This is a genomic window from Buttiauxella sp. AC142 (assembly GCF_979253435.1).
Map to the genome: position 1 here is coordinate 2,854,423 of NZ_CEEDCH010000001.1, position 24,637 is coordinate 2,879,059.

Sequence of the window (24,637 nt, forward strand, 5' to 3'; positions counted from 1 at the left end):
CGTTACCAGGTATGGATATCTTTGGCGGTATCCGTCATATAACGAACGCCACTGATGGTTGGCAGCAGTTGGTTGATCAGGCGATTCCAACGCGTGACTGGTGCGGTGGTCACATACACCACGTCGTAAGGTTGCAGCTGGAATTCGGTGCCCATCACCAGCGAGGTCGCATCGGACATATCAAGCTGATAAATGTTGGCGATTTTGCCGCCCTGCTTCTCTTTGATTGGGCGAATAACGAAGATGCCGCTGGCATTAGATGAGGTCATATCCAGACCTTCGGCCTGGCCGAGCGCTTCGGTCAGCGTCATGCCGCTGAAGTCCATTTTGAGGGTGGTTTGTTTCTTCACTTCACCCATCACGAACACTTTCAGGTCGTCATTGCGCGGCACGAATAAAATGTCGCCAGGATACAGAAGATGGTTCTGGCTCAGGTCGCCGTTTTGCATCAGGGCTTGCAGAGAAATGCGCTTTTCCTGGCCGTTGTGCGTCAGCACCACGTTGCGCCAGTCGGCGGCATCCGTCAGGCCACCTGCGGCATTGATCGCATCCAGAACGGTAAGCGGAACGTTGGTAATCGCCTGTTGCCCTGATTTGTTGACCTGGCCCGAGACGTACGCTTTTTGAGATCTGAACCCAGCGATATTAACGTCCACCTGCGGGTCTGCGATGTACGTCGCAAGGCGGCTGGTAATATCACTACGAATTTCAGAAAGGGTTTTACCCGTGACTTTTACTTTGCCGACATACGGATAGAACATCGTGCCGTCAGACTGCACCCAGTTACCGGCATCGCTTGAGCTACGATATTGGCCCGCAGGTGTGGTGAGTTCCGGGTGATCCCAGACGGTGACGTTCAGGACATCCCCTGGGCCAACACGATATTGGTAAGCTGCAATCTCCTGGTCCAGAGACATATTTGGCTGTGCCACCGCAGGGCGTACGCGTAATTGTTCAACCAGACGCGGCGTTAACGGATAAACGTTAACCATGCGATCCAGATTGAAGTCTGAATCCTGTTGCTTGATAACATCTTTCCCCATCGTAGACATATTGCTACCGGGGAGCACTGTGCAACCACTCATAAGGGTTACTGACACCAATAAAGGCATCAATTTAAGTTTGTATTTTATCATTGAGTATTTATCACTATGGCAGAGTAATTATCCTGAGCGAATAAAATAAGTGACTCGTTAGGTATTTGAATGAGGTCTGAATTTAAACCTGGTTGCCGCAGAAATATCTGGCATCAATCCTAAAAAAACTCTTATTTCCCGACATCCTATTGACAGAATAATTGAGGCTTATTCTCTGGCCTTCGGGCATGCTACCGCCCCTGGCTTACAGTCACCAACCTACTGAAAAAAGACAAGTTATAATGGGCAATCGTTACAGAAATTAAATTCAAAGAATTATCTTAGAAAATAAAACCTGCGGTGCCAGGTTAAATATCATGGCTTCAGCGAATATAAAAAATACATCTAATATCAGACACCGATATCGATTGTTACAGCTAACCCTATATCAGGCAAGGTTCCGCAGAAGGAGAACCTGACTTTTAAGATTAGTATTAACAGCACATTTACACGCGTTTAGGATTTTCTTTATATTGACAGAAAATTAATAAGTGATAAGCCACAAGGGAATATACAGAACTATCTCATGTAATTTTTAATATAAGAAAAGGCAATTACCCTTTATTTAGCAAAATATTAATTATTTACCCTGGTGATTAAGTGGAATTAAGCGAGACAGGCATAAGAATTCAGCATGAATGGATTATTCCCGCATCTGGCATTGCAATTTCCCCGGTGAGTATCCATCATTTCATTGTGACATTTGTCATCTTTAATGAGGTACTGACCGGCGTATGGAATGGATTGTCGACCCCTCAATCTGGGCAGGACTGGTGACTCTGGTCGTTATTGAATTGGTTCTGGGTATCGATAACCTGGTGTTTATCGCAATACTTGCCGAAAAACTTCCCCCGGCTCAGCGCGACCGTGCTCGTGTCACGGGGTTGATACTGGCGATGTTAATGCGTTTGCTGTTGCTGGCTTCTATTTCCTGGCTGGTAACGCTGACCCGTCCGCTGTTTCATCTCGGCGAACTGGCATTCAGCGCCAGGGATTTAATCATGCTGTTTGGCGGCCTGTTCTTGTTATTTAAAGCTACCGTCGAGCTAAACGAACGCCTTGAAGGTAAAGACAGCGAATCCCACACGCAGCGACGGGGGGCGCGCTTCTGGCCAGTGGTCGCGCAAATCGTCGTTCTTGATGCGGTGTTTTCTCTCGACTCAGTGATTACCGCCGTGGGGATGGTCGACCATTTGCCCGTCATGATGGCTGCGGTGATCATCGCCATTTGTCTGATGCTGCTTGCCAGCAAAGCCCTGACGCGCTTTGTGAACAATCACCCAACCATCGTGATTTTGTGCCTGAGTTTTCTGTTAATGATTGGCTTTAGTCTGGTGGCCGACGGTTTTGGTTACCATATTCCGAAGGGCTATCTGTACGCCGCCATTGGTTTCTCGGTGATGATTGAGAGCCTGAATCAGCTCGCCATTTTCAATCGTCGTCGCTTCTTATCAGCCGACCAGTCATTGCGCCAGCGCACCGCCGAGGCTGTTTTAAGGCTCCTTAACGGTAAAAAGGAAGAAGCGGAGCTGGATGCGCAAACGGCATCGTTGATTGCTGACCACTCGCAACAGGATGAAATTTTTGAGCCTCAGGAACGATTGATGATTGAACGAGTGCTCAATCTGAACCGGCGTACCGTCAGCAGCATCATGACGTCACGCCATGATGTCGAGCACGTCAAACTTGGCGATTCAGAGGAACAAACGCGCGCGTTGCTGGACAAAAATCAGCATACCCGCGTGGTCATTACTGGTGAAGGCGATGAAATTTTAGGTGTGGTGCACGTCATTGATTTGCTCCAGCAGTCGCTGAAGGGCGAGCCGCTTGATCTTGAGGCATTGATTCGCCAGCCACTGATATTCCCGGAAACGCTGCCGCTGTTGGCCGCGCTGGAACAGTTTCGCAATGGGCGCACGCACTTTGCCTTTGTGGTCGATGAATTTGGTTCCGTCGAAGGTGTGGTGACATTAAGTGACGTGATGGAGACCATCGCCGGTAACTTGCCCAACGAAATCGAAGAGATTGATGCGCGCCATGATATCCAGAAAAACCCGGACGGCACCTGGACAGCCAACGGGCATATGCCGCTCGAGGATTTAATCCAGTATGTGCCGCTGCCGCTTGATGAGAAACGTAACTATCACACCATCGCCGGTTTGCTGATGGAGTTACTGCAACATATTCCGGTTAGCGGGGAAGCAGTCCAGGTGGGGGATTTTCTGTTGCGCACGCTGCAAGTGGAAAGCCACCGGGTGCAGAAGGTGCAAATTGTGCCGCTCGAGGATGATGAAGAGATGGATTACGAAGTGTAAAACAAAAGAGAGAGCCTTTCGGTTCTCTCTGAGGGTGATGACAAACTCGTCGTAGGTCGGATAAGCGCCAGCGTCATCCGACAAAAGCCGACATACATGGTGAATGACGTCTACGACTTATCCACCCTACAAAACAACGCTACAGATTATTTAGCAACTCTTTCACGTCTTTCGAATTTTTGCTGTCTTTGTGCTTATCCAGCCAGTCATTCAACCGACGTTTCGCTTCGCCCTGCAACTGCTTGCGCAGTGCCTGATCCACTTGCAGAGAGTAATTTAGCTTCTGCCACGGGCCGTAAACCCGAAGCGGAATAGGCGTGGTTTTCAGCACTTCAATCAGCTTGCTGTCCCCTTCCCAGCCTCCCAGCACCGTGACGTTAAACCGCGTGTCGCACTGCTGCTGAACCAGGTCCAGCGTCCCTTTGCCAGTGAGTTCCAGCATTGAAGACTTGCCCGACATGTTGCCGAGCGTGAGTTGACCGTTATCAAGGCTCGCCTGCGCTGCAAAACTTTCAAGCGTGGTGACGTTGTCATAGTTTTGCTGGGCCTGCACATCGCCATTACTGCGGGCAACGGCCTGCTGAATCATTTGCTGGAAGTTCATCCCCTGCATTGTGGTATTCGACATGGTGATGTTCGCATCGCCCTGCCAGCTGCGGCGGAATGCATCAGCATTGAGCTTGTCACCGCTAAAGTCGCCCTCCATCGACAGCAATCCTGTCAAAGCAATCGGATAATCGAAGGCAGTGAGGATCGGCCCAATTTCGATGTCAGTGACTTTCGGATTGAAGTTTAAACTCGGCTCGTTTTTACGCGCATCCAGAACGCCGGGGAATGACATGCTGCCTTTACCAAACTTGCCTGCCAGCTCTGAAACTTTCAGCAAACCATATTGGTTAGTCATCGCCGACTGAACATCGGTGAAGTCCAGCCCGCGCCAACGCACATTTCCCGCAGCAATTTTCACTTGTGCGCTGAAACCGCGCAGGCTCTGATAAGTGTTATCGTCTACGCCGGAGGCAATCACCGGGCGTGGCAAACTGCTTTGCTGTTGCGCCTGCTGTACGACTTTTGTGCTGGTCACGGCATTTTCAGCAACCAGAGCATCAAGATTCAGTTTACTGGAGCGCAGATCGAGCTGCCATTGAGGCTTATCTTCGAGCACTACACGCCCGTTACCTTGCAGGTCGCTATCGTTTGCCGTCAGTTGCAGCTGGTTAAATTCAAGAAGATGTTGCGGATCAGACCAACTGGCTGCGAAGGTCGCATTCCCGGCAATGCCACTGACCGGAAGGTCGGCACCGCGTAACTGGTAATCCAGCTTCGAGATATTCGCCGTGAGCTGTTGAGGGTAATTACTGGCGTCGAGGTCAGCCACCATAGAAAAATTCAGGTCGCGCTGATCGCGGTTAATGCGGCTGCTCAGCTCAATGTGCGCCAGCTTTCTGTCATTTTGTTCCATTTGCAGATTGATATTGCGCACGGTGATTTGTTCATCGCCGTCATGCTGAAACACCAGCACACTATCGGCAACTTTTAGCTTCGCAATATCAAACGACCAGCCACGGTCTTCAGCTGGCGGGGTAATGCCGGTTGATGGCCCAACGGGCGCATCTTTCGGACGACGCTCTTCAGTTTGCGGAGTGAGTTGAATCACCGCACCTTTTAGCATCACCTGCTGGACTTTCAACTGATGGGATAACAGCGGAACTAAAGCCACGTCGAGGCGCATGTTATCGGCACTGACCAACGGCTGGCTTGCCCCTGGAGCCGTCAGCGACATACGCCCTGATAAAATACTGAGCTGCGGCCAGACATGCCAACGCAGCGGGCCATCCAGATGAAGCTGATAGCCACTACGGGTTTCAACCTGGCGCACCATATATGCACGAAAATCATTGGGATTAACCAACAATACCAACGCAGAAAGGCCGGCCACCAGCACGACCAGCAATATCATCAGCGTGGTTATAAATCGTTTCATACAGCCCTCATACAGATGGGAACTCAGTCCTTATCAATACGGCTTGCAACCGCACCTTGCTGATCGCGATACTTTGCATCCTGGCGGCTGTTGTAAGGACGTGCAGCCGGGCCAGAAAGGGGTTCAAAGCTTAGCGCGCCAATCATCATACCAGGACGTAAAGCCAAAGGCAGTTTACCGGAATTAAAGAACTCAAGTACGATGCAACCATGCCAGCCTGGGTCGATGCGGTGAGCCGTAACGTGAACCATCAAGCCTAAACGCGCTAAAGATGAACGGCCATCTAACCAACCGACTAAATCAGCAGGAATGGTCACGGACTCAAGCGTTACCGCTAAAGCCAGTTCGCCTGGATGCAGATAGAAAGCATCGCCTTCGCGGAGAACAATTTCGTCACTCATCACGCGCTCTAATGCTTCGCTCACTTCATCTTTAGGTCCGCTTAAGTCGATAAACGGAGCAGTATGGCCGCTGAAAGTACGGAATTTATTCCCCAGGCGCACATCAACGGTAGCACCGCTAATGCGTTCAACTGGCGGACGAGGGGTAATCGTTAAGCGCCCGTCATCAAGCCAGGCCTCTATATCGCGGTCACACAAACGCATTTCAGATGCTCCTTATCTCAAGCTCAGTTTTGTTTACCCTGCCACAGCGCGGCGCAGATAGCCACGCAACGACGGGTAAATAGCGGAATTTCATGATACCCGTCGTCTTTCACATTGCAGGTGCGGTGGTTTTTACGCCTGGAGATTACTCAAAGAACTGACTGATTTTCGCCTTAAGAATATCAATGGCAATACGGTTTTTACCCCCGCGCGGCACGATGATATCGGCGTACTGCTTAGAAGGTTCAATGAATTGCAAGAACATCGGGCGAACGGTTTTCTGATATTGAGCCATAACGGAGTCCATGGAGCGGCCACGTTCGTTAACATCACGCTTCATGCGGCGCATCAGGCAAATATCCAGCGGCGTATCAACAAAAATGGAGAAGTTCATCTCTTCGCGCAGACGGGCATCCGTCAGCAACAAAATCCCTTCCAGAATGATGACTTTCTTCGGCATTAAATGAACAGTGTTACCCGTGCGGGTGTGTTCCACGTAGCTGTAAACCGGGAGTTCAATTGGGTTTCCGGCTTTAAGCATTTGCAGGTGTTGGAACAACAAATTGTGATCCATCGCGTTAGGATGGTCATAGTTGGTCTTAACTCGTTCTTCCATCGAAAGATGGCTTTGGTCTTTGTAGTAACTGTCTTCTGGAATGACACCAATGTGTTCATCACCAACCTGATCGCGCAGTTCGCGATACAGTGTGCTGGCAATAAGACTTTTTCCTGAAGCCGACGCACCGGCTATCCCGATGATGACGCATTGATGGGACTTGTCAGTCATGTTGTAACGAGCCTTGTTGACTTAAATGTTGAGGAAGGGGGACGCAGATGCGTCAAACGCGGCAATTATAGGGAGATCCGCCCGCTGATACCAGAGCAATGCACGTTGGCGGGTGATTTTAGCTTTCAGGGTTAATCCAGCAATGCCCTTCCAATAACAGGGACAATTATCAAGAGATGAAAATAAGTATGTCTAATATCACTTTTTATTACCTCTTAATGTTAAATTATGACCAACCGACATAGGAAATGTAAATTGTTTGTACTAGCATAAACCGAAACTTATCTTTTTATTTGCATCCGGGCATGGCACCTGGCGGCACGCCTTAACGGATTTGCGGTAATGATCAAACAAAACACAAAAGAATTAATCGCAATGCCTTCCTTCATACTGCCAGTGGGATTAGGGTTTCTCAGCTTTATATTTACCCTGTATTCACTCGAATTATCCCTGGTTGGAACTGTTTTAGCGCCGCTTTGGTTCCCGACATCTCTCATGATGGTGGCTTTATTCCGCAATTCACTCCGTCAGTGGCCCATGGTTATTGGGGTTTGCGCTGTGGGGAGTTTATGCGCCACAGCAGTATTATTTCCCCTAAACGAAATTAATTTGGGCTATACCGCTATCAATATTATTGAAGCGGTGCTTGGTGCAACATTAATGCGCCGCCTGCTGCCACAGCATAATCCTCTCCAAAATTTGCATAATTGGGTTCGGCTGGTGATGTGCAGTGCCGTCATCCCGCCGATTGTCGGCGGTATACTGGCGGTATGGTTAGCCGGACCTGATGGCGGAAGCGTTGCCAAAACTTTTTTCGTCTGGATGCTATCCGAAATGATCGGTAGCCTGGCGCTGGTGCCCACCGCTTTATTGTTTAAACCCAGCACCCTTTTACGCCATAAAAATCCAAAATTATTATTAGAAACAATATTCACTTTTGTCATTACCCTGACGTTAAGTTATCTCGCCCTGCGTTATATGCCGTGGCCATTTACCTTTATTATTGTTTTCCTGATGTGGAGCGCTATTCGCCTGCCCCGCCTCGAAGCCTTTATTGTTTTCCTCGGCACGCTGATGGTGGTCTCATTAATGATGGCTACCAACGGTCACATCGCGATGCAACAACCCCACACAGCCGTCATGGATAATGCACCGTGGCTGCCGTTCCTGATGATTCTATTGCCTGCCAATGTGATGACCATGGTGATGTATTCATTTCGTGAAGAACGAAAACACATCACCGAAAGCGAAGCACGTTTTCGTAATGCCATGGAATATTCCGCTATCGGTATGGCGCTGGTTTCGACCGACGGGCAATGGTTGCAGGTGAATAAATCGCTGAGTAAATTCCTCGGTTACACCTCAGAGCAACTCCGTTCGCTCACCTTCCAGCAAATTACGCACCCGGAAGATTTACACGCCGACTTGCACCAGCTCAATATGTTGGTCAGCGGCAGTATCAATAGTTATTCAATGGAAAAACGTTACTACACCAGCAAAGGTGATGTGGTGTGGGCGCTGCTGGCGGTTTCCATTGTGCGAGATATTGACGGCACGCCACTCTATTTAATCGCCCAAATCGAAGACATTAACGATCTCAAGCACACCGAATGGGTGAACAAACGCCTGATGGAGCGCATCACGCTTGCCAATGAGGCCGGCGGTATCGGTATCTGGGAATGGGATCTTGGGACTGATGTGATCAGTTGGGACAAACGTATGTTTGATCTCTATGAGGTTCCGGCGCACCTGAAACCTACCTACGCATTGTGGCTGGAGCGTATTGTCGCTGATGATGCGCCTGCGGCTGAGAAAACGGTGCGCGATGCCTTGCAGGCTCGCGTGCCATTTAAGATGGAATATCGCATTCATGTCAAAGAAGGCATTCGCCATATTCGCTCTCTCGCCAACCGCGTACTGAATAAAAATGGTGACGTCGAGCGTTTGCTGGGCATCAACATGGATATGACCGAAGTGAAACAGCTGAACGAAGCGCTGTATCAGGAAAAAGAGCGTCTGCACATTACGCTGGACTCGATTGGCGAAGCGGTGATTTGTACCGATGTGGATATGAATATCACCTTTATGAATCCGATCGCCGAAAAGTTGAGCGGCTGGCCGCAGCAGCAAGCGATTGGTCAGCATATTCTGGCAATCCTACACATTACCTTTGGTGACAACGGCCCGGTAATGGAAAACATTCATAGCGGTGATTATTCCCGCGCGACGATTGAACACGATGTGGTTCTGCATTGCCGCAACGGTGGCAGCTACGACATTCACTACAGCATCACACCGCTGACCACACTTGATGGGCAAAGTATTGGCTCGGTGTTGGTTATTCAGGACGTTACCGAATCGCGTAAAATGCTCAAACAGCTGAGCTACAGCGCCTCACACGATGGGCTGACTCATCTGGCAAACCGCGTCAGCTTTGAAAACCACCTTAAACGCCTGCTGCAAAGTGCCGGAGAAAATCGTCAGCGCCACGCGTTAGTGTTTATCGATCTCGATCGCTTTAAAGCGGTGAACGATTCCGCGGGTCACGCGGCGGGCGATGCGCTGTTGCGTGAGCTTTCTTCTTTAATGCTCAGTATGTTACGCACTGGCGATTTCCTCGCGCGCCTGGGCGGCGATGAGTTTGGATTGCTGCTGCCGGATTGTTCGTCTGACAATGCGCGCCATATTTCGGAACGGATTATCCAAAGCATCAATGATTACCACTTTACGTGGAACGGGCGTTTGCATCGCATTGGTGCCAGCGCCGGGATCACGCAAATTGATGCCGATAATCGCCTGGCATCTGAGGTGCTTTCCCAGGCAGATATCGCCTGTTATGCCTCAAAAAATGGTGGCCGTGGCCGGGTAACAGTCTTTGAATCTTCCCAGCATGACATCCGCAAAGATGGCCAAAACATCACCCTTGCCGAGCAAAAATCTATCATTAATGATAACCCGATATTGATGATTGCCCTTGGCGTAGCACCTCCGCGCATCCCGGAGACAACCAGCTTCTATCTGCTTTCGCTGCGCTTCTGGGGCAACGACGGCGTGGTCATTGACGAGAAAACGTTCCGCACAGCCGTCACCGATGCTGAGTTGCACTGCGCGCTCGATCTGCGGATCTTCAACGAATTCTTCAGCAAGTTTTCTCAGTCCGTAACCAACAAAGGCTTTGGCGTCGCCCTTGCCCTCTCCTCTCACAGCCTGGCGTGTGACAAGGTCGTTGACGAATTGCTGGTGCTGTTCACACGAAGCGCGCTCCCAACCCGCTTGTTGCATCTGATGGTGCATTGCGAAGCGCTACAGAACGACGATGAAAAAATCGAAAGAAACCTGAAAAGGCTGCATGACAGCGGCTGTCAGTTGATTCTTAGCCATGTGGGGCGTGACCTGGATATCTTTAAACGTGTTGCGCGCCAATACTTCAGTTACATCATTGTCGATGAAGAACTGATTCAGAACGTGCATTGCAACCTGATGGACGAAATGATGGTGACGATTATTCAGGGTCACGCGCAGCGCCAGACGCTGCAAACTATCGCAGGCCCGGCGGATATCCCGATGGTGATGGATACGCTGTCAGGAATTGGCGTCGATCTGATATTTGGCGAAGCAGTCACTCAACCGTTACCGCTGGAGATGCTGCTCAACTCCAGTTATTTCGCCATCAATTGACGGGAACCCAGCCGTCGCTATACCAGATATGCAACAGCGCGTATGAGCGCCAGGGTTTCCAGCGCTCCGCATAACGGCGGATTTGCGCGGGCGTCATACCAGGGAAGCGTTGTTTAATCAGGTAATCATCGGGCAAGAAAACATCTGTGGCTTGCCAGCCCCGTAGCGCAATGTAGTTTGCCGTCCAGCGCCCAATCCCCGGATACGTGGTTAACACTTTAACGCCCCTCTCAACATCCACAGGGCTGTTAAGCGGAAACTCACCATTCACCATGAGTTGCGCAAGATGAATAATGGCTTCGCCGCGTTTTAACGGCATTCCGAGCTGTTTTAGCTGCTCAGGTTGTAACGCGGCCAGCTTTTGGGGCGTGGGAAAAACAAACCACTCAGGATTTTCCACCAGCGGTTCGCCAAAAGCCTGCGCCAGTTTACTGGTAAGTTTCGCCGCCATCGCCACACTGACGAGCTGCCCTAAAATCGCGCGAATAGATTGCTCGAAAGTGTCCATACAACCCGGTAAGCGCAAACCGGGACGTGCCGCCGACAATTCCCCCAGGCTTTCCAGAATGGTGTGTGGCTGGCAATCGAGATCAAGCAGTTGCCTGATGCGTTGCAAAACTTCCTGCGCCACCGGCTGCAACCCTTCGCTTAATGTCACGTTCAGCTGGCAGCGTGCTTCATCAGGTTCCAGCGTGAGCAGACCCTGATGATCCCCCAAAGCAAAGCTGCGGCAATACTGCTCTTCGGTAACAATCTCTATGCCGTTAACCGCACGCCCGGCAAGAAAACCAAACATCCACTTCCAGTCGTACGGCGGGTTGTAGTTCAGTTGATACATTCTGTGTTCCTGTTGCGTAGGGTTGGCATAGCATAGGCTGAGCGGTTGAATAATGCCTTGCTTTGATATTCGGTTGCCGGATGCGTCACATTCCGCTAAAGTCGCCCCCCTTCTTCACCGGCATGGGGATTTTATGCAATTTATAGGCTTCGATTATGGTACTGCAAACTGCTCTGTGGCAGTGATGCGCGATGGTGTTCCGCAAGCACTGGAGATGGAAAACGGCTCGACGCTGCTTCCTTCAATGTTGTGCGCCCCGACGCGTGAGTCAGTCAGTGAATGGCTATATCGCCATCATGAAGTCCCGGCTACCGGCACTGAAACTCAGGCGTTGTTACGCCGTGCAGTCTCCTTTAACCGCGATGAAGACATCGACGTTTTGCCAGGCAGTGTGCAATTCGGGCTGAGTTCCCTGCGTCAGTACATGGAAGATCCTGAAGAAGTTTACTTCGTTAAATCACCTAAATCTTTCCTCGGTGCTACCGGTTTAAAACCGCAGCAGGTCGCCGTGTTTGAAGATTTGGTTTGCGCCATGATGCTACACATTCGCAAACAGGCACAAAGCCAGGTTGCCGAGCCAATTACCCAGGCCGTGATCGGCCGCCCGATAAACTTCCAGGGCTTAGGTGGCGATGAAGCAAACCAGCAGGCGCAAGGTATCCTTGAACGCGCTGCACATCGCGCAGGTTTTAAAGACGTGGTGTTCCAGTTCGAGCCCGTCGCCGCAGGGCTTGATTTTGAAGCGACGTTAACCGAAGAAAAACAGGTACTGGTCGTCGATATCGGCGGCGGGACAACCGACTGTTCAGTGTTATTGATGGGGCCGCAATGGCGCGCTCGTCGCGACCGCGAACAGAGTTTACTCGGCCACAGCGGTTGCCGCGTTGGCGGTAACGATCTCGACATTATGCTGGCGTTTAAGCAGCTTTCTCCGTTGTTGGGAATGGGTGGCCAAACCGAAAAAGGTATCGCGCTGCCGGTATTGCCGTGGTGGAATGCGGTGGCAATCAACGACGTGCCTGCGCAAAACGATTTCTACAGCAGCGCCAACGGTCGCATGCTAAACGAGTTGGTACGCGATTCGCGTGAACCCGAGAAAGTGGCATTCCTGCAAAAAGTGTGGCGTCAGCGACTCAGTTATCGCCTGGTGCGTGCTGCTGAAGAGAGCAAAATTGCGCTGTCCGACAGCAAACAAGTCGCCACTATGTTGCCGTTTATCAGCAAAGAGCTGGGTTGCGAAATTACCCAACCAGAACTGGAAATGGCGATTAGCCAGCCGCTGCAACGCATCATGGAGCAAGTCACGCTTGCGTTGGAAAACAGCGCCGTGAAGCCGGATGTCATTTATCTGACCGGGGGAAGTGCGCGTTCGCCGCTGCTTAAACACGCTCTGGCACAGCAGTTACCGGGCATTCCATTAGCCGGGGGCGATGATTTCGGCTCCGTAACCGCAGGCCTCGCCCGCTGGGCTGATGTGGTGTTCCGCGATTAATCAATGCGCCGTGGGGAAACTCACGGCGTTTTAAATCTTGAAGACTTTATTGCCTTCCGGCAGTTGTACCAGCAAGGAAAGTTTCCCCCCCATAGCCTCGATATAACGTTTCAGAGTTAATACTTTTAGGTCATTGCCGCGTTGTTCAATGGCAGTGATCGCAGGCTGACTCACCCCCATTTTTTCCGCTACCTGTTTTTGAGAAAGTGAAAGCTCTTCACGCATCAATTGCAAGCCTGTTTCCAGAACCAGTACCTGGGCCATGTGCCAGATATCAGCCTGGTCTTCAGCTGAAAATTCGGATATCACGTCCTGTAATGTCTTCATTTATTTTTCTCCAGTTCAGCTAAATGCCGGGAAAACTGTTCATCCGCTTTCCTGATCAAGTCAAAATAAAAATACTTACGTCCGGATTTATCAGTGCCGCAGTCAACCTTTTCTTCAAACTGGCAGGCTGCTCGTGATACCAAAGATAAAAATCCTGAGTAAAGATTACCGTCCATGTCATACATTCACCTCATAAACTATAGTTTATATTTAAAGTATAAACCACAGTTTATTAGCGAAGATTAAAACAAGATATCATTCAGCCACATTCCTTCGAGGATGTACGCAAAAAACCGCCATCTAAGACTTATCCATACAGTACTTCATATTTCCTCCATTTTTCCGCCGCTCTCACTCTCTACACTAGTATCATTAGGCCGAATGGTTTCAGGATGAGAACAAATACAATTATGAAAGGCACTTTCACCACACGTGGGTTTGCGATTGCAGCCGCCGTCATTGTCGTTATCGCCGCCATTTTTTACTGGCGTCATTCGAGCACGGACAACGAAACCGCTGGTTCGCAGTCAACACAACAGCGCCCTGCTGGTTCACGGCAGGGAATGCGTGGTGCATTAGCGCCTGTCCAGGCCGCAACCGCGACCAGCGAATCCGTTCCTCGCTATCTCACCGGTCTTGGCACCATCACCGCCGCCAATACGGTCACGGTGCGTAGTCGTGTGGATGGGCAACTGCTGGCGATTCACTTCCAGGAAGGCCAACAAGTTAAAGCGGGCGATTTACTTGCAGAAATCGACCCAAGCCAGTTCAAAATTGCCTTAGCCCAGGCTCAGGGACAACTGGCAAAAGATCAGGCCACGCTTGCAAATGCGCGCCGCGATTTGGCTCGTTTTCAGCAGTTAGTGAAAACTAACCTGGTTTCACGCCAGGAAATGGACGCACAACAGGCGCTGGTCAACGAATCAATGGGCACCATTAAAGCCGACGAAGCCGCCGTCGCCAGCGCGCAGTTGCAGCTCGACTGGAGCCGGATTACCGCGCCCATTGATGGCCGCGTGGGCCTGAAACAGGTGGATGTCGGCAACCAGATTTCGAGCAGCGATACCGCAGGAATTGTCGTATTGACGCAAACACACCCTATCGATTTGATTTTCACCCTGCCGGAAGGCGATATTGCCACCGTGGTGAAAGCGCAGAAAGCGGGAGCAACACTGGCTGTTGAGGCCTGGGATCGCACCAACAAGTTGAAATTAAGCAGCGGTTCACTGCTGAGTCTTGATAACCAGATAGACGCCACTACTGGCACCATTAAACTCAAAGCGCGGTTTAACAATGAAGACGACGCCCTGTTCCCTAACCAGTTCGTCAACGCACGCATGCTGGTCGATACCCAGCAAAATGCGGTTGTCATTCCAACCGCTGCGCTGCAAATGGGCAACGAAGGCAACTTTGTCTGGGTGCTTAACAGCGAAGATAAAGTCAGTAAACACCTGGTGACAACCGGTATTCAGGACAGCCAAAAAGTGGTGATTACCGCTGGGCTTTCCGCCGGGGATCGTGTGGTGACTGACGGTATCGACCGTCTGACAGAAGGTGCAAAAGTTGAGGTGGTCGAAGCGCAATCAGCGACCGCCGCTTCCCCATCGAATGAAGCTGAACACCCGCAAAAACACAAACGTAACGGAGCGACTTCCTGATGCAGGTGCTACCACCAAGCGCCACGGGAGGCCCATCACGCCTGTTTATTCTGCGCCCCGTGGCGACCACATTATTAATGGTGGCTATCTTACTTGCCGGGATCATCGGCTATCGTTTCCTGCCCGTTTCTGCGCTGCCGGAAGTGGATTACCCGACGATTCAGGTCGTCACTCTGTATCCAGGTGCTAGCCCGGATGTGGTGACATCGGCGATTACCGCACCGCTCGAGCGCCAGTTTGGGCAGATGTCCGGCCTGAAACAAATGTCGTCGCAAAGTGCTGGCGGCGCATCGGTGGTGACGCTGCAATTCCAGCTCTCGTTACCGCTGGATGTCGCCGAGCAGGAAGTGCAGGCGGCGATTAACGCCGCAACCAATTTACTGCCGACCGATCTGCCCAACCCCCCGGTTTATAGCAAAGTGAACCCGGCCGACCCGCCGATTATGACGCTCGCCGTGACCTCCTCCGCCATGCCGATGACGCAAGTTGAAGACATGGTAGAAACGCGTGTGGCGCAGAAAATTTCCCAGGTTTCCGGCGTCGGGCTGGTCACGCTTTCCGGCGGCCAGCGCCCGGCGGTACGCGTGAAGCTGAATGCGCCCGCTATTGCCGCACTTGGCTTAACCAGCGAAACCGTGCGCACCGCAATCACCAGCGCCAACGTCAACTCGGCGAAAGGCAGCCTGGATGGCCCCGAACGCGCCGTCACGCTGTCCGCCAACGACCAGATGCAGTCGGCCGATGAATATCGCAACCTGATTATCGCCTATCAGAACGGTGCACCGATTCGCCTTGGTGATGTGGCAACCGTTGAGCAAGGCGCTGAAAACGCGTGGCTCGGGGCCTGGGCAAACAAACAGCCCGCGATTGTAATGAACGTGCAACGCCAGCCGGGTGCCAATATCATCGACACCGCCGATGCCATTCGCGCGATGTTGCCCGCATTAACCAAAAGTTTGCCGAAGTCGGTCGAAGTAAAATTACTCAGCGACCGCACCACCAATATCCGCGCCTCGGTCAGTGACACGCAGCATGAGCTGATGCTCGCCATCGCCCTGGTGGTGATGATTATTTACCTGTTCCTGCGCAACGTTCCGGCGACCATTATCCCTGCTGTCGCGGTGCCGCTGTCACTGATTGGTACGTTTGCAGTGATGGTGTTCCTCGACTTTTCGATAAACAACCTGACGCTAATGGCATTAACCATCGCCACCGGTTTTGTGGTCGACGATGCGATTGTGGTTATCGAGAACATCTCGCGTTATATCGAGAAAGGTGAGAAACCGCTCGCCGCCTCGCTCAAAGGGGCCGGAGAAATTGGCTTCACGATTATCTCGCTGACCTTCTCGCTCATAGCGGTACTGATTCCGCTGCTGTTTATGGGCGATATCGTCGGCCGCCTGTTCCGCGAATTTGCCGTCACGCTGGCCATCGCGATTCTGATTTCAGCAGTGGTGTCACTGACGCTGACACCGATGATGTGCGCGCGCATGTTAAGCCACGAATCGCTACGCAAACAGAACCGTTTTTCCCGTGCAAGCGAGCGCTTCTTTGACCGCGTCATTGCCGGTTACGGGCGTATGTTAACCCGCGTATTAAACCACCCATGGCTCACGTTGGGTGTGGCTTTTGGCACCCTGGCACTCACCGTTGTGCTGTGGATTTTCATCCCGAAAGGCTTCTTCCCGATTCAGGATAACGGCATTATTCAGGGTACGCTGCAAGCGCCGCAGTCGGTTTCCTTTGCCAATATGGCGCAGCGCCAGCAGCAGGTTGCCGACGTCATATTGAAAGATCCGGCGGTAGAAAGTCTGACTTCGTTTGTCGGCGTTGACGGTACTAACCCTTCGCTTAATAGCGCACGTTTGCAAATCAACCTCAAACCGTTAAGCGATCGTGACGACCGCATTCCGGTGGTGATTGAACGCCTGCAAAATGGTGTGGCGAAAGTCCCTGGCGTCGAGCTATATCTGCAACCGGTTCAGGACTTAACTATTGATACCACGGTCAGCCGGACGCAGTACCAGTTCACGTTGCAGGCCACATCGCTCGATGAACTCAGCACCTGGGTGCCGCAGTTAACGGAAAAACTGCGTACCTTGCCGCAACTGGCAGATGTCAGCAGCGACTGGCAAGATAGAGGCCTGGTGGCCTATGTGAATGTTGACAGAGCCAGCGCCAGCCGCCTTGGCATCTCGATGTCAGATGTCGACAACGCCCTGTATAACGCCTTTGGTCAGCGCCTGATTTCCACCATTTACACCCAGGCCAACCAGTACCGAGTGGTGCTTGAACACGATACCAGCACCACACCGGGCCTGAGCGGGCTGGATAATATCCGCCTCGCCAGTACAGAGGGCGGCAGCGTGCCGTTAAGTGCGATTGCCAAAATCGAGCAGCGTTTTGCGCCGCTGACTATCAACCATCTTGACCAGTTCCCGTCGACCACATTCTCGTTTAACGTCACAAGCGATCACTCGCTCGAAGATGCGGTTAAAGCGATCACGGCGGCGGAAAAAGATCTGGCGATGCCTGCGGATATCACCACCCAATTCCAGGGTAGCACCCTCGCCTTCCAGAATGCGCTGGGCAGCACTATCTGGCTTATCGTGGCGTCCGTGGTGGCGATGTATATCGTGCTCGGCGTGTTGTATGAAAGTTTTATTCACCCGATAACCATTCTTTCCACGCTGCCCACCGCAGGCGTCGGCGCACTCATGGCATTAATGCTGGCGGGAGCGGAACTGGACGTGATTGCCATCATCGGCATCATTTTGCTTATCGGTATCGTGAAGAAAAACGCCATCATGATGATCGACTTCGCGCTGGCGGCTGAACGTGAGCAAGGCATGAAACCGTATGAGGCCATTTACCAGGCCTGTTTGCTGCGTTTCCGCCCTATTCTTATGACCACGCTTGCCGCCCTTTTGGGTGCGCTGCCGCTGATGCTTTCAACCGGTGTCGGTGCTGAACTGCGCCGCCCGCTGGGCATCGGCATGGTCGGTGGTCTGCTGGTGAGCCAGGTATTAACGCTGTTTACCACGCCGGTTATCTATCTGCTGTTTGATAACCTGTCGCATGCGGTGCGCCGCCGTTTCGGTCGTCGCGATGAGGAAGTGCTGTGAAATTCTTCGCACTGTTCATCTACCGGCCCGTCGCCACCATTTTATTGACCGTCGCCATCACTTTGTGCGGTGTGCTGGGCTTCCGCCTACTGCCTGTTGCCCCGCTGCCGCAGGTGGATTTCCCGGTGATCATGGTCAGTGCGTCACTCCCTGGTGCATCGCCTGAAACCATGGCGTCATCGGTGGCTACACCGCTGGAACGCGCACTCGGGCGCATTGCTGGCGTGAACGAGATGACCTCGTCGAGTTCACTCGGCAGCACGCGCATCATTCTGGAATTTACCTTTGACCGCGATATCAACGGAGCCGCGCGTGACGTGCAGGCGGCTATCAACGCCGCGCAAAGTCTGCTGCCCAGCGGCATGCCAAGCCGCCCAACGTATCGCAAAGCCAACCCGTCCGATGCGCCCATTATTATTCTGACGCTCACCTCTGACACGTTTTCTCAGGGGCAACTTTATGATTTCGCCTCGACGCAACTGGCGCAGACTGTGGCGCAAATTGATGGCGTCGGTGATGTGGATGTCGGCGGAAGCTCGCTTCCGGCGGTACGTGTGGCACTAAACCCGCAGGCGCTGTTTAACCAGGGGGTTTCACTGGACGCGGTTCGCAAGTCCATTAGTGATGCCAACGTGCGCCGCCCGCAAGGCGCGCTGGAGGATGGCACCCAGCGCTGGCAGTTGCAGACCAATGACGAACTTAAAACCGCCGCCGAATACCAGCCGCTGATCATTCACTACAACAACGGTGGCGCGGTGCATTTGAGTGATGTCGCCACCGTAACCGATTCCGTGCAGGACGTGCGCAACGCCGGGATGACCAACGCCAAGCCCGCGATTTTGCTGATGATTCGTAAATCCCAGGAAGCGAATATCATTGAAACGGTTGACCGCATTCGGGCGAAAATCCCCGAGCTGCGTGAAACCATTCCGGCATCAATTGATTTGCAAATAGCCCAGGATCGCTCGCCGACGATTCGCGCCTCGCTTGAAGAAGTCGAACAATCGCTGATTATCTCCGTCGCGCTGGTCATTCTGGTGGTGTTCTTGTTCCTGCGTTCCGGGCGCGCCACGCTGATCCCCGCCGTTGCCGTTCCGGTGTCGCTGATTGGCACGTTTATCGCCATGTATTTGTGCGGTTTTAGCCTGAATAACTTGTCATTAATGGCGCTGACCATCGCCACCGGTTTTGTAGTGGATGACGCCATCGTGGTGCTGGAGAATATTTCCCGCCATCTCGAGGCGGGCGTTAAACCCTTACAGGCCGCGTTACAGGGCGTGCGTGAAGTCGGTTTTACGGTGCTGTCGATGAGCCTGTCTTTGGTGGCGGTCTTCCTGCCATTGCTGCTAATGGGCGGTTTGCCAGGGCGACTATTCAAAGAGTTTGCCGTCACGCTTTCCGTCGCTATCGGTATCTCGCTGGTGGTGTCGATTACGCTCACGCCGATGATGTGCGGCTGGTTGCTCAAGAACAAACCGCAGCATACGCCAACGCGCCAGCGTGGTTTTGGCCGCTTGCTGATTGCGATGCAGCAAGGTTATGGGCGTTCGCTGAAATGGGTGCTGAACCATACAAAACTGGTGGGCATAGTGCTGCTGGCAACCATTGCGCTGAACGTCTGGCTCTATATTGCCATTCCAAAAACCTTCTTCCCGGAACAAGACACCGGGCGGTTAATGGGCAATATCCAGGCTGACCAGAGCATTTCATTCCAGGCGATGCGCGGCAAACTTCAGGACTTTATGAAGATCATTCGTGAAGATCCGGCGGTGGAAAACGTGACCGGGTTTACAGGTGGCTCGCGGGTGAACAGCGGCATGATGTTTATCTCGCTAAAACCGCTTTCCGAGCGCAAAGAGACCGCGCAGCAAGTGATTGACCGTCTGCGTAAAGCTCTGGCAAAAGAACCGGGAGCCAGCCTGTTTTTGATGGCGGTGCAGGATATTCGTGTCGGTGGTCGCCAGGCCAACGCCAGTTATCAATACACTTTGCTTTCCGATAACCTGGCCGATTTACGCACCTGGGAGCCAAAAATTCGCCAGGCGCTGGCCAAACTGCCGCAGCTCGCGGACGTGAACTCCGACAGCCAGAACAACGGCGCAGAAATGGATCTGATTTATGATCGCGAATCCATGGCGCGGCTGGGCATTAGCGTGGAAGATGCCAACGCCCTGCTCAATAACGCCTTTGGCCAGCGGCAGATTTCCACGATTTACCAGCCGCTTAACCAGTACAAAGTGGTGATGGAAGTTGACTCGCGTTATACGCAAGACATCAGCGCGCTGGATCAAATGTTTGTTATCAATAAAGAAGGCAAGGCGATCCCGCTTTCCTGGTTTGCGAAATGGCAGCCCGCAAATGCGCCGCTTTCGGTCAACCATCAGGGGCTTTCAGCCGCGTCTACCGTGTCGTTTAACCTGCCGACTGGCGTGTCGCTTTCCGAAGCCAGCGACGCCATCGACCGCACCATGACCGCGCTCGGCGTGCCTTCAACGGTACGCGGCATGTACGCCGGAACCGCGCAGGTGTTCCAGGACACCATGAAATCCCAGGTGCTGCTGATCATCGCGGCTATTGCCACGGTGTATATCGTGTTGGGGATTCTTTACGAGAGCTACGTTCACCCGCTGACGATCCTCTCCACGCTGCCTTCTGCAGGGGTGGGCGCATTGTTAGCCCTGGAAATATTTGGTGCGCCGTTTAGCTTAATCGCGCTCATTGGCATCATGCTCTTAATTGGCATCGTGAAGAAAAACGCCATTATGATGGTGGACTTCGCCATCGACGCGCAGCGCAACGGCAACCTGCAACCCGAAGAAGCCATTTTCCAGGCCTGCTTGTTGCGTTTCCGCCCAATCATGATGACCACGCTGGCGGCGCTGTTTGGCGCACTGCCGCTGGTGCTGACCAGCGGTGACGGCGCGGAGCTACGCCAACCGCTGGGGATCACCATCGTTGGCGGGCTGGTCGTCAGCCAGTTATTGACGCTGTACACCACACCGGTGGTGTACTTGTTCTTTGACCGTTTGCGGATGCGGTTTGCGCGTAAAGCTCGTAAAGATGAGGTATTGAGTTAAATGACCGAATTGCCTTCAAGTGTACGGTGGCAGTTATGGATAGTCGCCTTTGGCTTCTTCATGCAATCGCTCGACACCACCATCGTCAACACCGCCCTGCCCTCTATGGCGGCGAGCCTGGGGGAAAGCCCGCTGCATATGCACTCGGTTATCGTGTCGTATGTATTGACGGTGGCGGTGATGTTACCCGCGAGCGGCTGGCTGGCGGACCGCGTCGGCGTGCGCAATATCTTCTTCACCGCCATTGTGCTGTTTACCCTCGGTTCACTGTTGTGCGCCCACGCGTCCACGCTGAACGAACTGGTTATGGCGCGAGTGGTGCAAGGGATCGGCGGAGCGATGATGGTGCCTGTCGGGCGCTTAACGGTGATGAAAATCGTCCCGCGCGAACAATATATGGCGGCGATGACCTTCGTCACATTGCCGGGGCAAATCGGCCCGCTGCTTGGCCCGGCGCTCGGCGGCGTGCTGGTTGAATATGCATCCTGGCACTGGATCTTCCTGATTAACCTGCCGGTTGGCATTATCGGCGCCATCGCCACGCTATGGCTGATGCCGAATTACACCATGCAGACGCGCAAATTCGACATGATGGGCTTTGTCTATCTGGCGTTTGGCATGGCAGCATTGACCATTGCCCTTGATGGCGCAAAAGGTTTAGGCGTTAGCCCTTCCACCGTGTGGCTGTTGGTAGGCGGCGGTGCGGCGGCAATGGCGCTCTATTTATGGCACGCCAAAGCCAACGATAATGCCCTGTTTAACCTCAATCTTTTTAAGACGCAGACGTTCTCTCTCGGGCTGTTGGGTAGTTTTTGTGGCCGTATCGGCAGCGGCATGATCCCGTTTATGACGCCGGTATTCCTGCAAATCGGCCTCGGTTTTTCGCCCTTCCACGCGGGCCTGATGATGGTGCCGATGGTGCTCGGCAGTATGGGCATGAAACGCATTGTGGTGCAGGTGGTTAACCGCTTTGGCTATCGCAACGTACTGGTTGCCACCACGCTCGGTTTAGCGGTGGTTATCCTGCTGTTTATGGCCACCGCGCTTCTAGGCTGGTATTACGCGCTGCCGGTGGTGCTGTTCTTGCTCGGCATGGTGAACTCCACACGCTTCTCGTCAATGAACACGCTGACGCTCAAAGACTTGCCAGACGACCTCGCAAGCTCTGGCAACAGCATGCTCTCCATGGTCATGCAGCTTTCCATGAGTATCGGCGTCACCATCGCCGGGCTACTGCTGGGCATGTACGGCCATCACCACCTGGCGGTCGATCCGGCGGTTATTCACCACGTGTTTATGTACACATATTTGAGTATCGCGCTGGTTATCGCCCTTCCCGCGCTGATTTTTGCTCGCGTCCCGAAAGACACCACCAAAAATGTCGTGATTGCGCGACGCAAAAGGAGGAGCTCATGAAGCTCTGGCGGCCTGGTATTACCGGCAAACTATTTCTCGCAATTTTCTCGACCTGCCTGCTGGTGCTGGCAATCATGCATTGGGGTGTACGGCTCAGTTTCGAACATGGGTTTATTGATTACATCAAGCGCGGCAATGAACAGCGGCTGGAAATGTTGAGCGACGCGCTGGGCGAACAGTACGAGCAGCACGGCAACTGGCAGTTTCTGCGTAATAACGATCGCTTTATGTTCAAGCTGTTGCGTTCATTCGAACATGGCGATGTAGAAAACAACAATCTGCCGCCGCACGGCTGGCGCACCCAATTCTGGGTCGTCGATCAGGATTACAAAGTGCTGGTCGGCCCACGCGGCCCGGTGCCGACCGATGGCATGCGCCGGGCGATTAACGTCAACGGGCGTGACGCGGGCTGGGTTGTCGCCTCCCCGGTCGAGCGCCTGACGCGCAACACGGATATTAATTTCGACCGCCAACAACGGCGCACCAGCTGGATAATCGTCGGCCTGGCGACGCTGCTTGCCGCGGCCGCCACCTTCCTGCTGGCGCGTGGCCTGCTGGCTCCGGTCAAACGGCTGGTCGACGGCACGCACAAACTGGCCGCCGGGGACTTCTCCACTCGCGTTGACTCCACCAGCCAGGATGAACTCGGCAAACTGGCGCAGGACTTTAACCAACTCGCCAGCACGCTTGAGAAAAATCACAATATGCGCCGCGCCTATATGGCAGATATCTCCCATGAATTGCGCACCCCGCTGGCGATTTTACGCGGCGAGCTGGAGGCGATTCAGGATGGTGTACGCAAATTCACGCCGGAATCTGTTGCATCTTTGCAGATGGAAGTGGCGACGCTCACCAAACTGGTTGATGACCTGCATCAGTTGTCGATGTCCGACGAAGGCGCGCTGGCCTATCAGAAACAGTCTTTGGATATCATCAACCTGCTGGAAATTGTCGCCGGGGCTTTCCGCGAGCGTTTCAATTCGCGCGGCTTGAAAATCAGCCTGGCGCTGCCAGATAGTGTGACTATTTTCGGTGACAGCGACCGTTTAATGCAGTTATTCAATAACCTGCTGGAAAATAGCCTGCGTTACACCGACACAGGCGGCCAGTTGGTGATTTCCGGCGAAGTGGTCAATCAACGCTTTATCATGCACTTTGCCGATAGCACGCCGGGCGTGAGCGACGAGCAATTAACCATGCTGTTTGAGCGTTTTTATCGCGCTGAAGGTTCGCGCAACCGGGCCAGCGGCGGTTCTGGCCTCGGTTTGTCCATCTGCCAGAATATCGTTGCCGCCCATAACGGCAAGCTTTACGCCACGCATTCGCCTTTCGGCGGGGTTAGCATTACAGTAGAGTTACCGCTGGAGCCAGAATCGTTGAGACCCGTATGACCGAATTACCCATTGACGAAAACACACCGCGCATCTTAATTGTTGAAGACGAGCCGAAGCTCGGGCAACTGTTGATTGATTACTTACGTGCTGCGGGTTACGCCCCGGAATTGATTACCCACGGCGACAAAGTGCTGCCGTTTGTGCGCCAGACGCCGCCGGATTTAATCCTGCTTGATTTAATGCTGCCAGGCACCGACGGCCTGACGCTGTGCCGCGAAATCCGCCGCTTCTCGGAAATTCCGATTGTGATGGTGACGGCCAAAATTGAAGAGATCGACCGTCTTTTAGGGCTGGAAATTGGTGCCGATGATTACATCTGCAAACCCTACAGCCCGCGAGAAGTGGTGGCGCGCGTGAAAACGATTTTGCGCCGCTGCAAACGCCAGCGTGACCCGGTGGCGGCAGACGACATCAGCCCGTTAATCATTGACGAAGGCCGCTTCCAGGCAAGCTGGCGTGACAAGCTGCTGGATTTAACGCCTGCGGAGTTCCGTTTGTTGAAAACGCTGTCCCATGAACCGGGCAAAGTGTTCTCTCGCGAACAGTTATTGAACCAGCTTTATGATGATTACCGCGTCGTCACAGACCGCACCATCGACAGCCATATCAAAAACCTGCGCCGCAAGCTCGAAGCGCTCGATGAAGAACAGTCGTTTATCCGCGCCGTTTATGGTGTGGGTTATCGCTGGGAAGCAGACGCCTGCCGCATTGCGTAAAGGTAGTTTCTGGAACTAATAAGCGCTACAATTCCCGCCCTAAAATTGTGCCTTATGCACGCGCTTTTAAACCACCGCAGCCTATGCGG

16 protein-coding genes are annotated in these 24,637 nt (G+C 52.9%); 9 read left to right on the forward strand and 7 right to left on the reverse strand.

What is annotated here, in order from left to right; translation table 11 throughout:
* Nucleotides 1–2: 2 nt before the first annotated feature.
* Nucleotides 3–1,136, reverse strand: a complete 1,134-nt coding sequence (locus tag AC0IWZ_RS13355; protein ID WP_034496656.1) for a polysaccharide export protein — start codon at nucleotides 1,134–1,136, stop codon at nucleotides 3–5.
* 734 nt (nucleotides 1,137–1,870) lie between these two features.
* Between AC0IWZ_RS13355 and AC0IWZ_RS13360 the strand changes: the two genes are divergently transcribed.
* On the forward strand, nucleotides 1,871–3,451 hold the full coding sequence (locus tag AC0IWZ_RS13360) for a TerC family protein (RefSeq protein ID WP_471677082.1): 1,581 nt from the start codon (nucleotides 1,871–1,873) through the stop codon (nucleotides 3,449–3,451).
* Nucleotides 3,452–3,590: 139 nt separating this feature from the next.
* On the opposite strand, the gene asmA is transcribed toward AC0IWZ_RS13360, so the two are convergent.
* From asmA to udk, 3 genes are all read right to left on the reverse strand, one after another.
* Complete coding sequence (gene asmA / locus AC0IWZ_RS13365) at nucleotides 3,591–5,435, reverse strand: outer membrane assembly protein AsmA (RefSeq protein WP_471677081.1); 1,845 nt, start codon at nucleotides 5,433–5,435, stop codon at nucleotides 3,591–3,593.
* A gap of 23 nt (nucleotides 5,436–5,458) precedes the next feature.
* The gene (dcd, locus tag AC0IWZ_RS13370; protein ID WP_034496664.1) at nucleotides 5,459–6,040 is read right to left on the reverse strand and encodes a dCTP deaminase; all 582 of its coding nucleotides are present in this window, start codon (nucleotides 6,038–6,040) and stop codon (nucleotides 5,459–5,461) included.
* Nucleotides 6,041–6,185: 145 nt separating this feature from the next.
* Nucleotides 6,186–6,827, reverse strand: coding sequence for a uridine kinase (udk, locus tag AC0IWZ_RS13375; RefSeq protein WP_034496665.1), 642 nt, complete (start codon nucleotides 6,825–6,827; stop codon nucleotides 6,186–6,188).
* Nucleotides 6,828–7,169: 342 nt separating this feature from the next.
* Here udk and AC0IWZ_RS13380 point away from each other — a divergent pair, with 342 nt between their 5' ends.
* Nucleotides 7,170–10,505 carry a diguanylate cyclase gene (locus tag AC0IWZ_RS13380; protein WP_471677080.1) on the forward strand — a complete coding sequence of 1,112 codons (3,336 nt, stop codon included), beginning with the start codon at nucleotides 7,170–7,172 and terminating at the stop codon, nucleotides 10,503–10,505.
* Here the strand turns inward: AC0IWZ_RS13380 and alkA are convergent.
* Complete coding sequence (alkA, locus tag AC0IWZ_RS13385) at nucleotides 10,498–11,343, reverse strand: DNA-3-methyladenine glycosylase 2 (RefSeq protein WP_471677079.1); 846 nt, start codon at nucleotides 11,341–11,343, stop codon at nucleotides 10,498–10,500. The genes AC0IWZ_RS13380 and alkA overlap by 8 nt on opposite strands.
* Nucleotides 11,344–11,476: 133 nt before the next feature.
* Between alkA and yegD the strand changes: the two genes are divergently transcribed.
* On the forward strand, nucleotides 11,477–12,835 hold the full coding sequence (gene yegD, locus AC0IWZ_RS13390; protein ID WP_034496673.1) for a molecular chaperone: 1,359 nt from the start codon (nucleotides 11,477–11,479) through the stop codon (nucleotides 12,833–12,835).
* A 30-nt stretch (nucleotides 12,836–12,865) separates the two neighbouring features.
* Here yegD and AC0IWZ_RS13395 read toward each other — a convergent pair whose 3' ends face one another.
* Nucleotides 12,866–13,162: a helix-turn-helix domain-containing protein gene (locus AC0IWZ_RS13395; RefSeq protein WP_034496675.1), complete on the reverse strand. Its 297-nt coding sequence runs from the start codon at nucleotides 13,160–13,162 to the stop codon at nucleotides 12,866–12,868.
* Nucleotides 13,159–13,338: a hypothetical protein gene (locus tag AC0IWZ_RS13400; RefSeq protein ID WP_471677078.1), complete on the reverse strand. Its 180-nt coding sequence runs from the start codon at nucleotides 13,336–13,338 to the stop codon at nucleotides 13,159–13,161. Before AC0IWZ_RS13400 ends, AC0IWZ_RS13395 begins: the two co-directional genes overlap by 4 nt.
* 234 nt (nucleotides 13,339–13,572) lie before the next feature.
* On the opposite strand from AC0IWZ_RS13400, the gene AC0IWZ_RS13405 reads away from it, so the two are divergent.
* The 6 genes from AC0IWZ_RS13405 to baeR are packed head-to-tail and all read left to right on the forward strand — an operon-like array spanning nucleotide 13,573 to nucleotide 24,548.
* A complete protein-coding gene (locus AC0IWZ_RS13405) occupies nucleotides 13,573–14,820 on the forward strand; it encodes an MdtA/MuxA family multidrug efflux RND transporter periplasmic adaptor subunit (protein ID WP_471679044.1) in 1,248 nt (415 codons plus the stop codon).
* Entirely contained in the window at nucleotides 14,820–17,945 is a 3,126-nt protein-coding gene (locus tag AC0IWZ_RS13410; RefSeq protein ID WP_471677077.1) for an MdtB/MuxB family multidrug efflux RND transporter permease subunit, read from the forward strand. The genes AC0IWZ_RS13405 and AC0IWZ_RS13410 overlap by 1 nt, the downstream gene beginning before the upstream one ends.
* Nucleotides 17,942–21,022 (forward strand): multidrug efflux RND transporter permease subunit MdtC, encoded by a 3,081-nt coding sequence (gene mdtC, locus AC0IWZ_RS13415; protein WP_471677076.1) that lies wholly within the window; start codon nucleotides 17,942–17,944, stop codon nucleotides 21,020–21,022. The genes AC0IWZ_RS13410 and mdtC overlap by 4 nt, the downstream gene beginning before the upstream one ends.
* Nucleotides 21,023–22,438 carry a multidrug transporter subunit MdtD gene (mdtD, locus tag AC0IWZ_RS13420; RefSeq protein WP_471677075.1) on the forward strand — a complete coding sequence of 472 codons (1,416 nt, stop codon included), beginning with the start codon at nucleotides 21,023–21,025 and terminating at the stop codon, nucleotides 22,436–22,438. It begins immediately after the preceding gene.
* Complete coding sequence (gene baeS, locus AC0IWZ_RS13425) at nucleotides 22,435–23,829, forward strand: envelope stress sensor histidine kinase BaeS (RefSeq protein WP_115627858.1); 1,395 nt, start codon at nucleotides 22,435–22,437, stop codon at nucleotides 23,827–23,829. The genes mdtD and baeS overlap by 4 nt, the downstream gene beginning before the upstream one ends.
* The gene (gene baeR / locus AC0IWZ_RS13430) at nucleotides 23,826–24,548 is read left to right on the forward strand and encodes an envelope stress response regulator BaeR (protein ID WP_034496689.1); all 723 of its coding nucleotides are present in this window, start codon (nucleotides 23,826–23,828) and stop codon (nucleotides 24,546–24,548) included. Before baeS ends, baeR begins: the two co-directional genes overlap by 4 nt.
* Nucleotides 24,549–24,637 lie beyond the last annotated feature (89 nt).

Coding starts and splice junctions, on each gene's coding strand:
- AC0IWZ_RS13355 (WP_034496656.1), bottom strand. CDS start 1,136: ATGATAAAATACAAACTTAAATTGATGCCTTTATTGGTGTCAGTAACC.
- AC0IWZ_RS13360 (WP_471677082.1), top strand. CDS start 1,871: ATGGAATGGATTGTCGACCCCTCAATCTGGGCAGGACTGGTGACTCTG.
- asmA (WP_471677081.1), bottom strand. CDS start 5,435: ATGAAACGATTTATAACCACGCTGATGATATTGCTGGTCGTGCTGGTG.
- dcd (WP_034496664.1), bottom strand. CDS start 6,040: ATGCGTTTGTGTGACCGCGATATAGAGGCCTGGCTTGATGACGGGCGC.
- udk (WP_034496665.1), bottom strand. CDS start 6,827: ATGACTGACAAGTCCCATCAATGCGTCATCATCGGGATAGCCGGTGCG.
- AC0IWZ_RS13380 (WP_471677080.1), top strand. CDS start 7,170: ATGATCAAACAAAACACAAAAGAATTAATCGCAATGCCTTCCTTCATA.
- alkA (WP_471677079.1), bottom strand. CDS start 11,343: ATGTATCAACTGAACTACAACCCGCCGTACGACTGGAAGTGGATGTTT.
- yegD (WP_034496673.1), top strand. CDS start 11,477: ATGCAATTTATAGGCTTCGATTATGGTACTGCAAACTGCTCTGTGGCA.
- AC0IWZ_RS13395 (WP_034496675.1), bottom strand. CDS start 13,162: ATGAAGACATTACAGGACGTGATATCCGAATTTTCAGCTGAAGACCAG.
- AC0IWZ_RS13400 (WP_471677078.1), bottom strand. CDS start 13,338: ATGGACGGTAATCTTTACTCAGGATTTTTATCTTTGGTATCACGAGCA.
- AC0IWZ_RS13405 (WP_471679044.1), top strand. CDS start 13,573: ATGAAAGGCACTTTCACCACACGTGGGTTTGCGATTGCAGCCGCCGTC.
- AC0IWZ_RS13410 (WP_471677077.1), top strand. CDS start 14,820: ATGCAGGTGCTACCACCAAGCGCCACGGGAGGCCCATCACGCCTGTTT.
- mdtD (WP_471677075.1), top strand. CDS start 21,023: ATGACCGAATTGCCTTCAAGTGTACGGTGGCAGTTATGGATAGTCGCC.
- baeS (WP_115627858.1), top strand. CDS start 22,435: ATGAAGCTCTGGCGGCCTGGTATTACCGGCAAACTATTTCTCGCAATT.
- baeR (WP_034496689.1), top strand. CDS start 23,826: ATGACCGAATTACCCATTGACGAAAACACACCGCGCATCTTAATTGTT.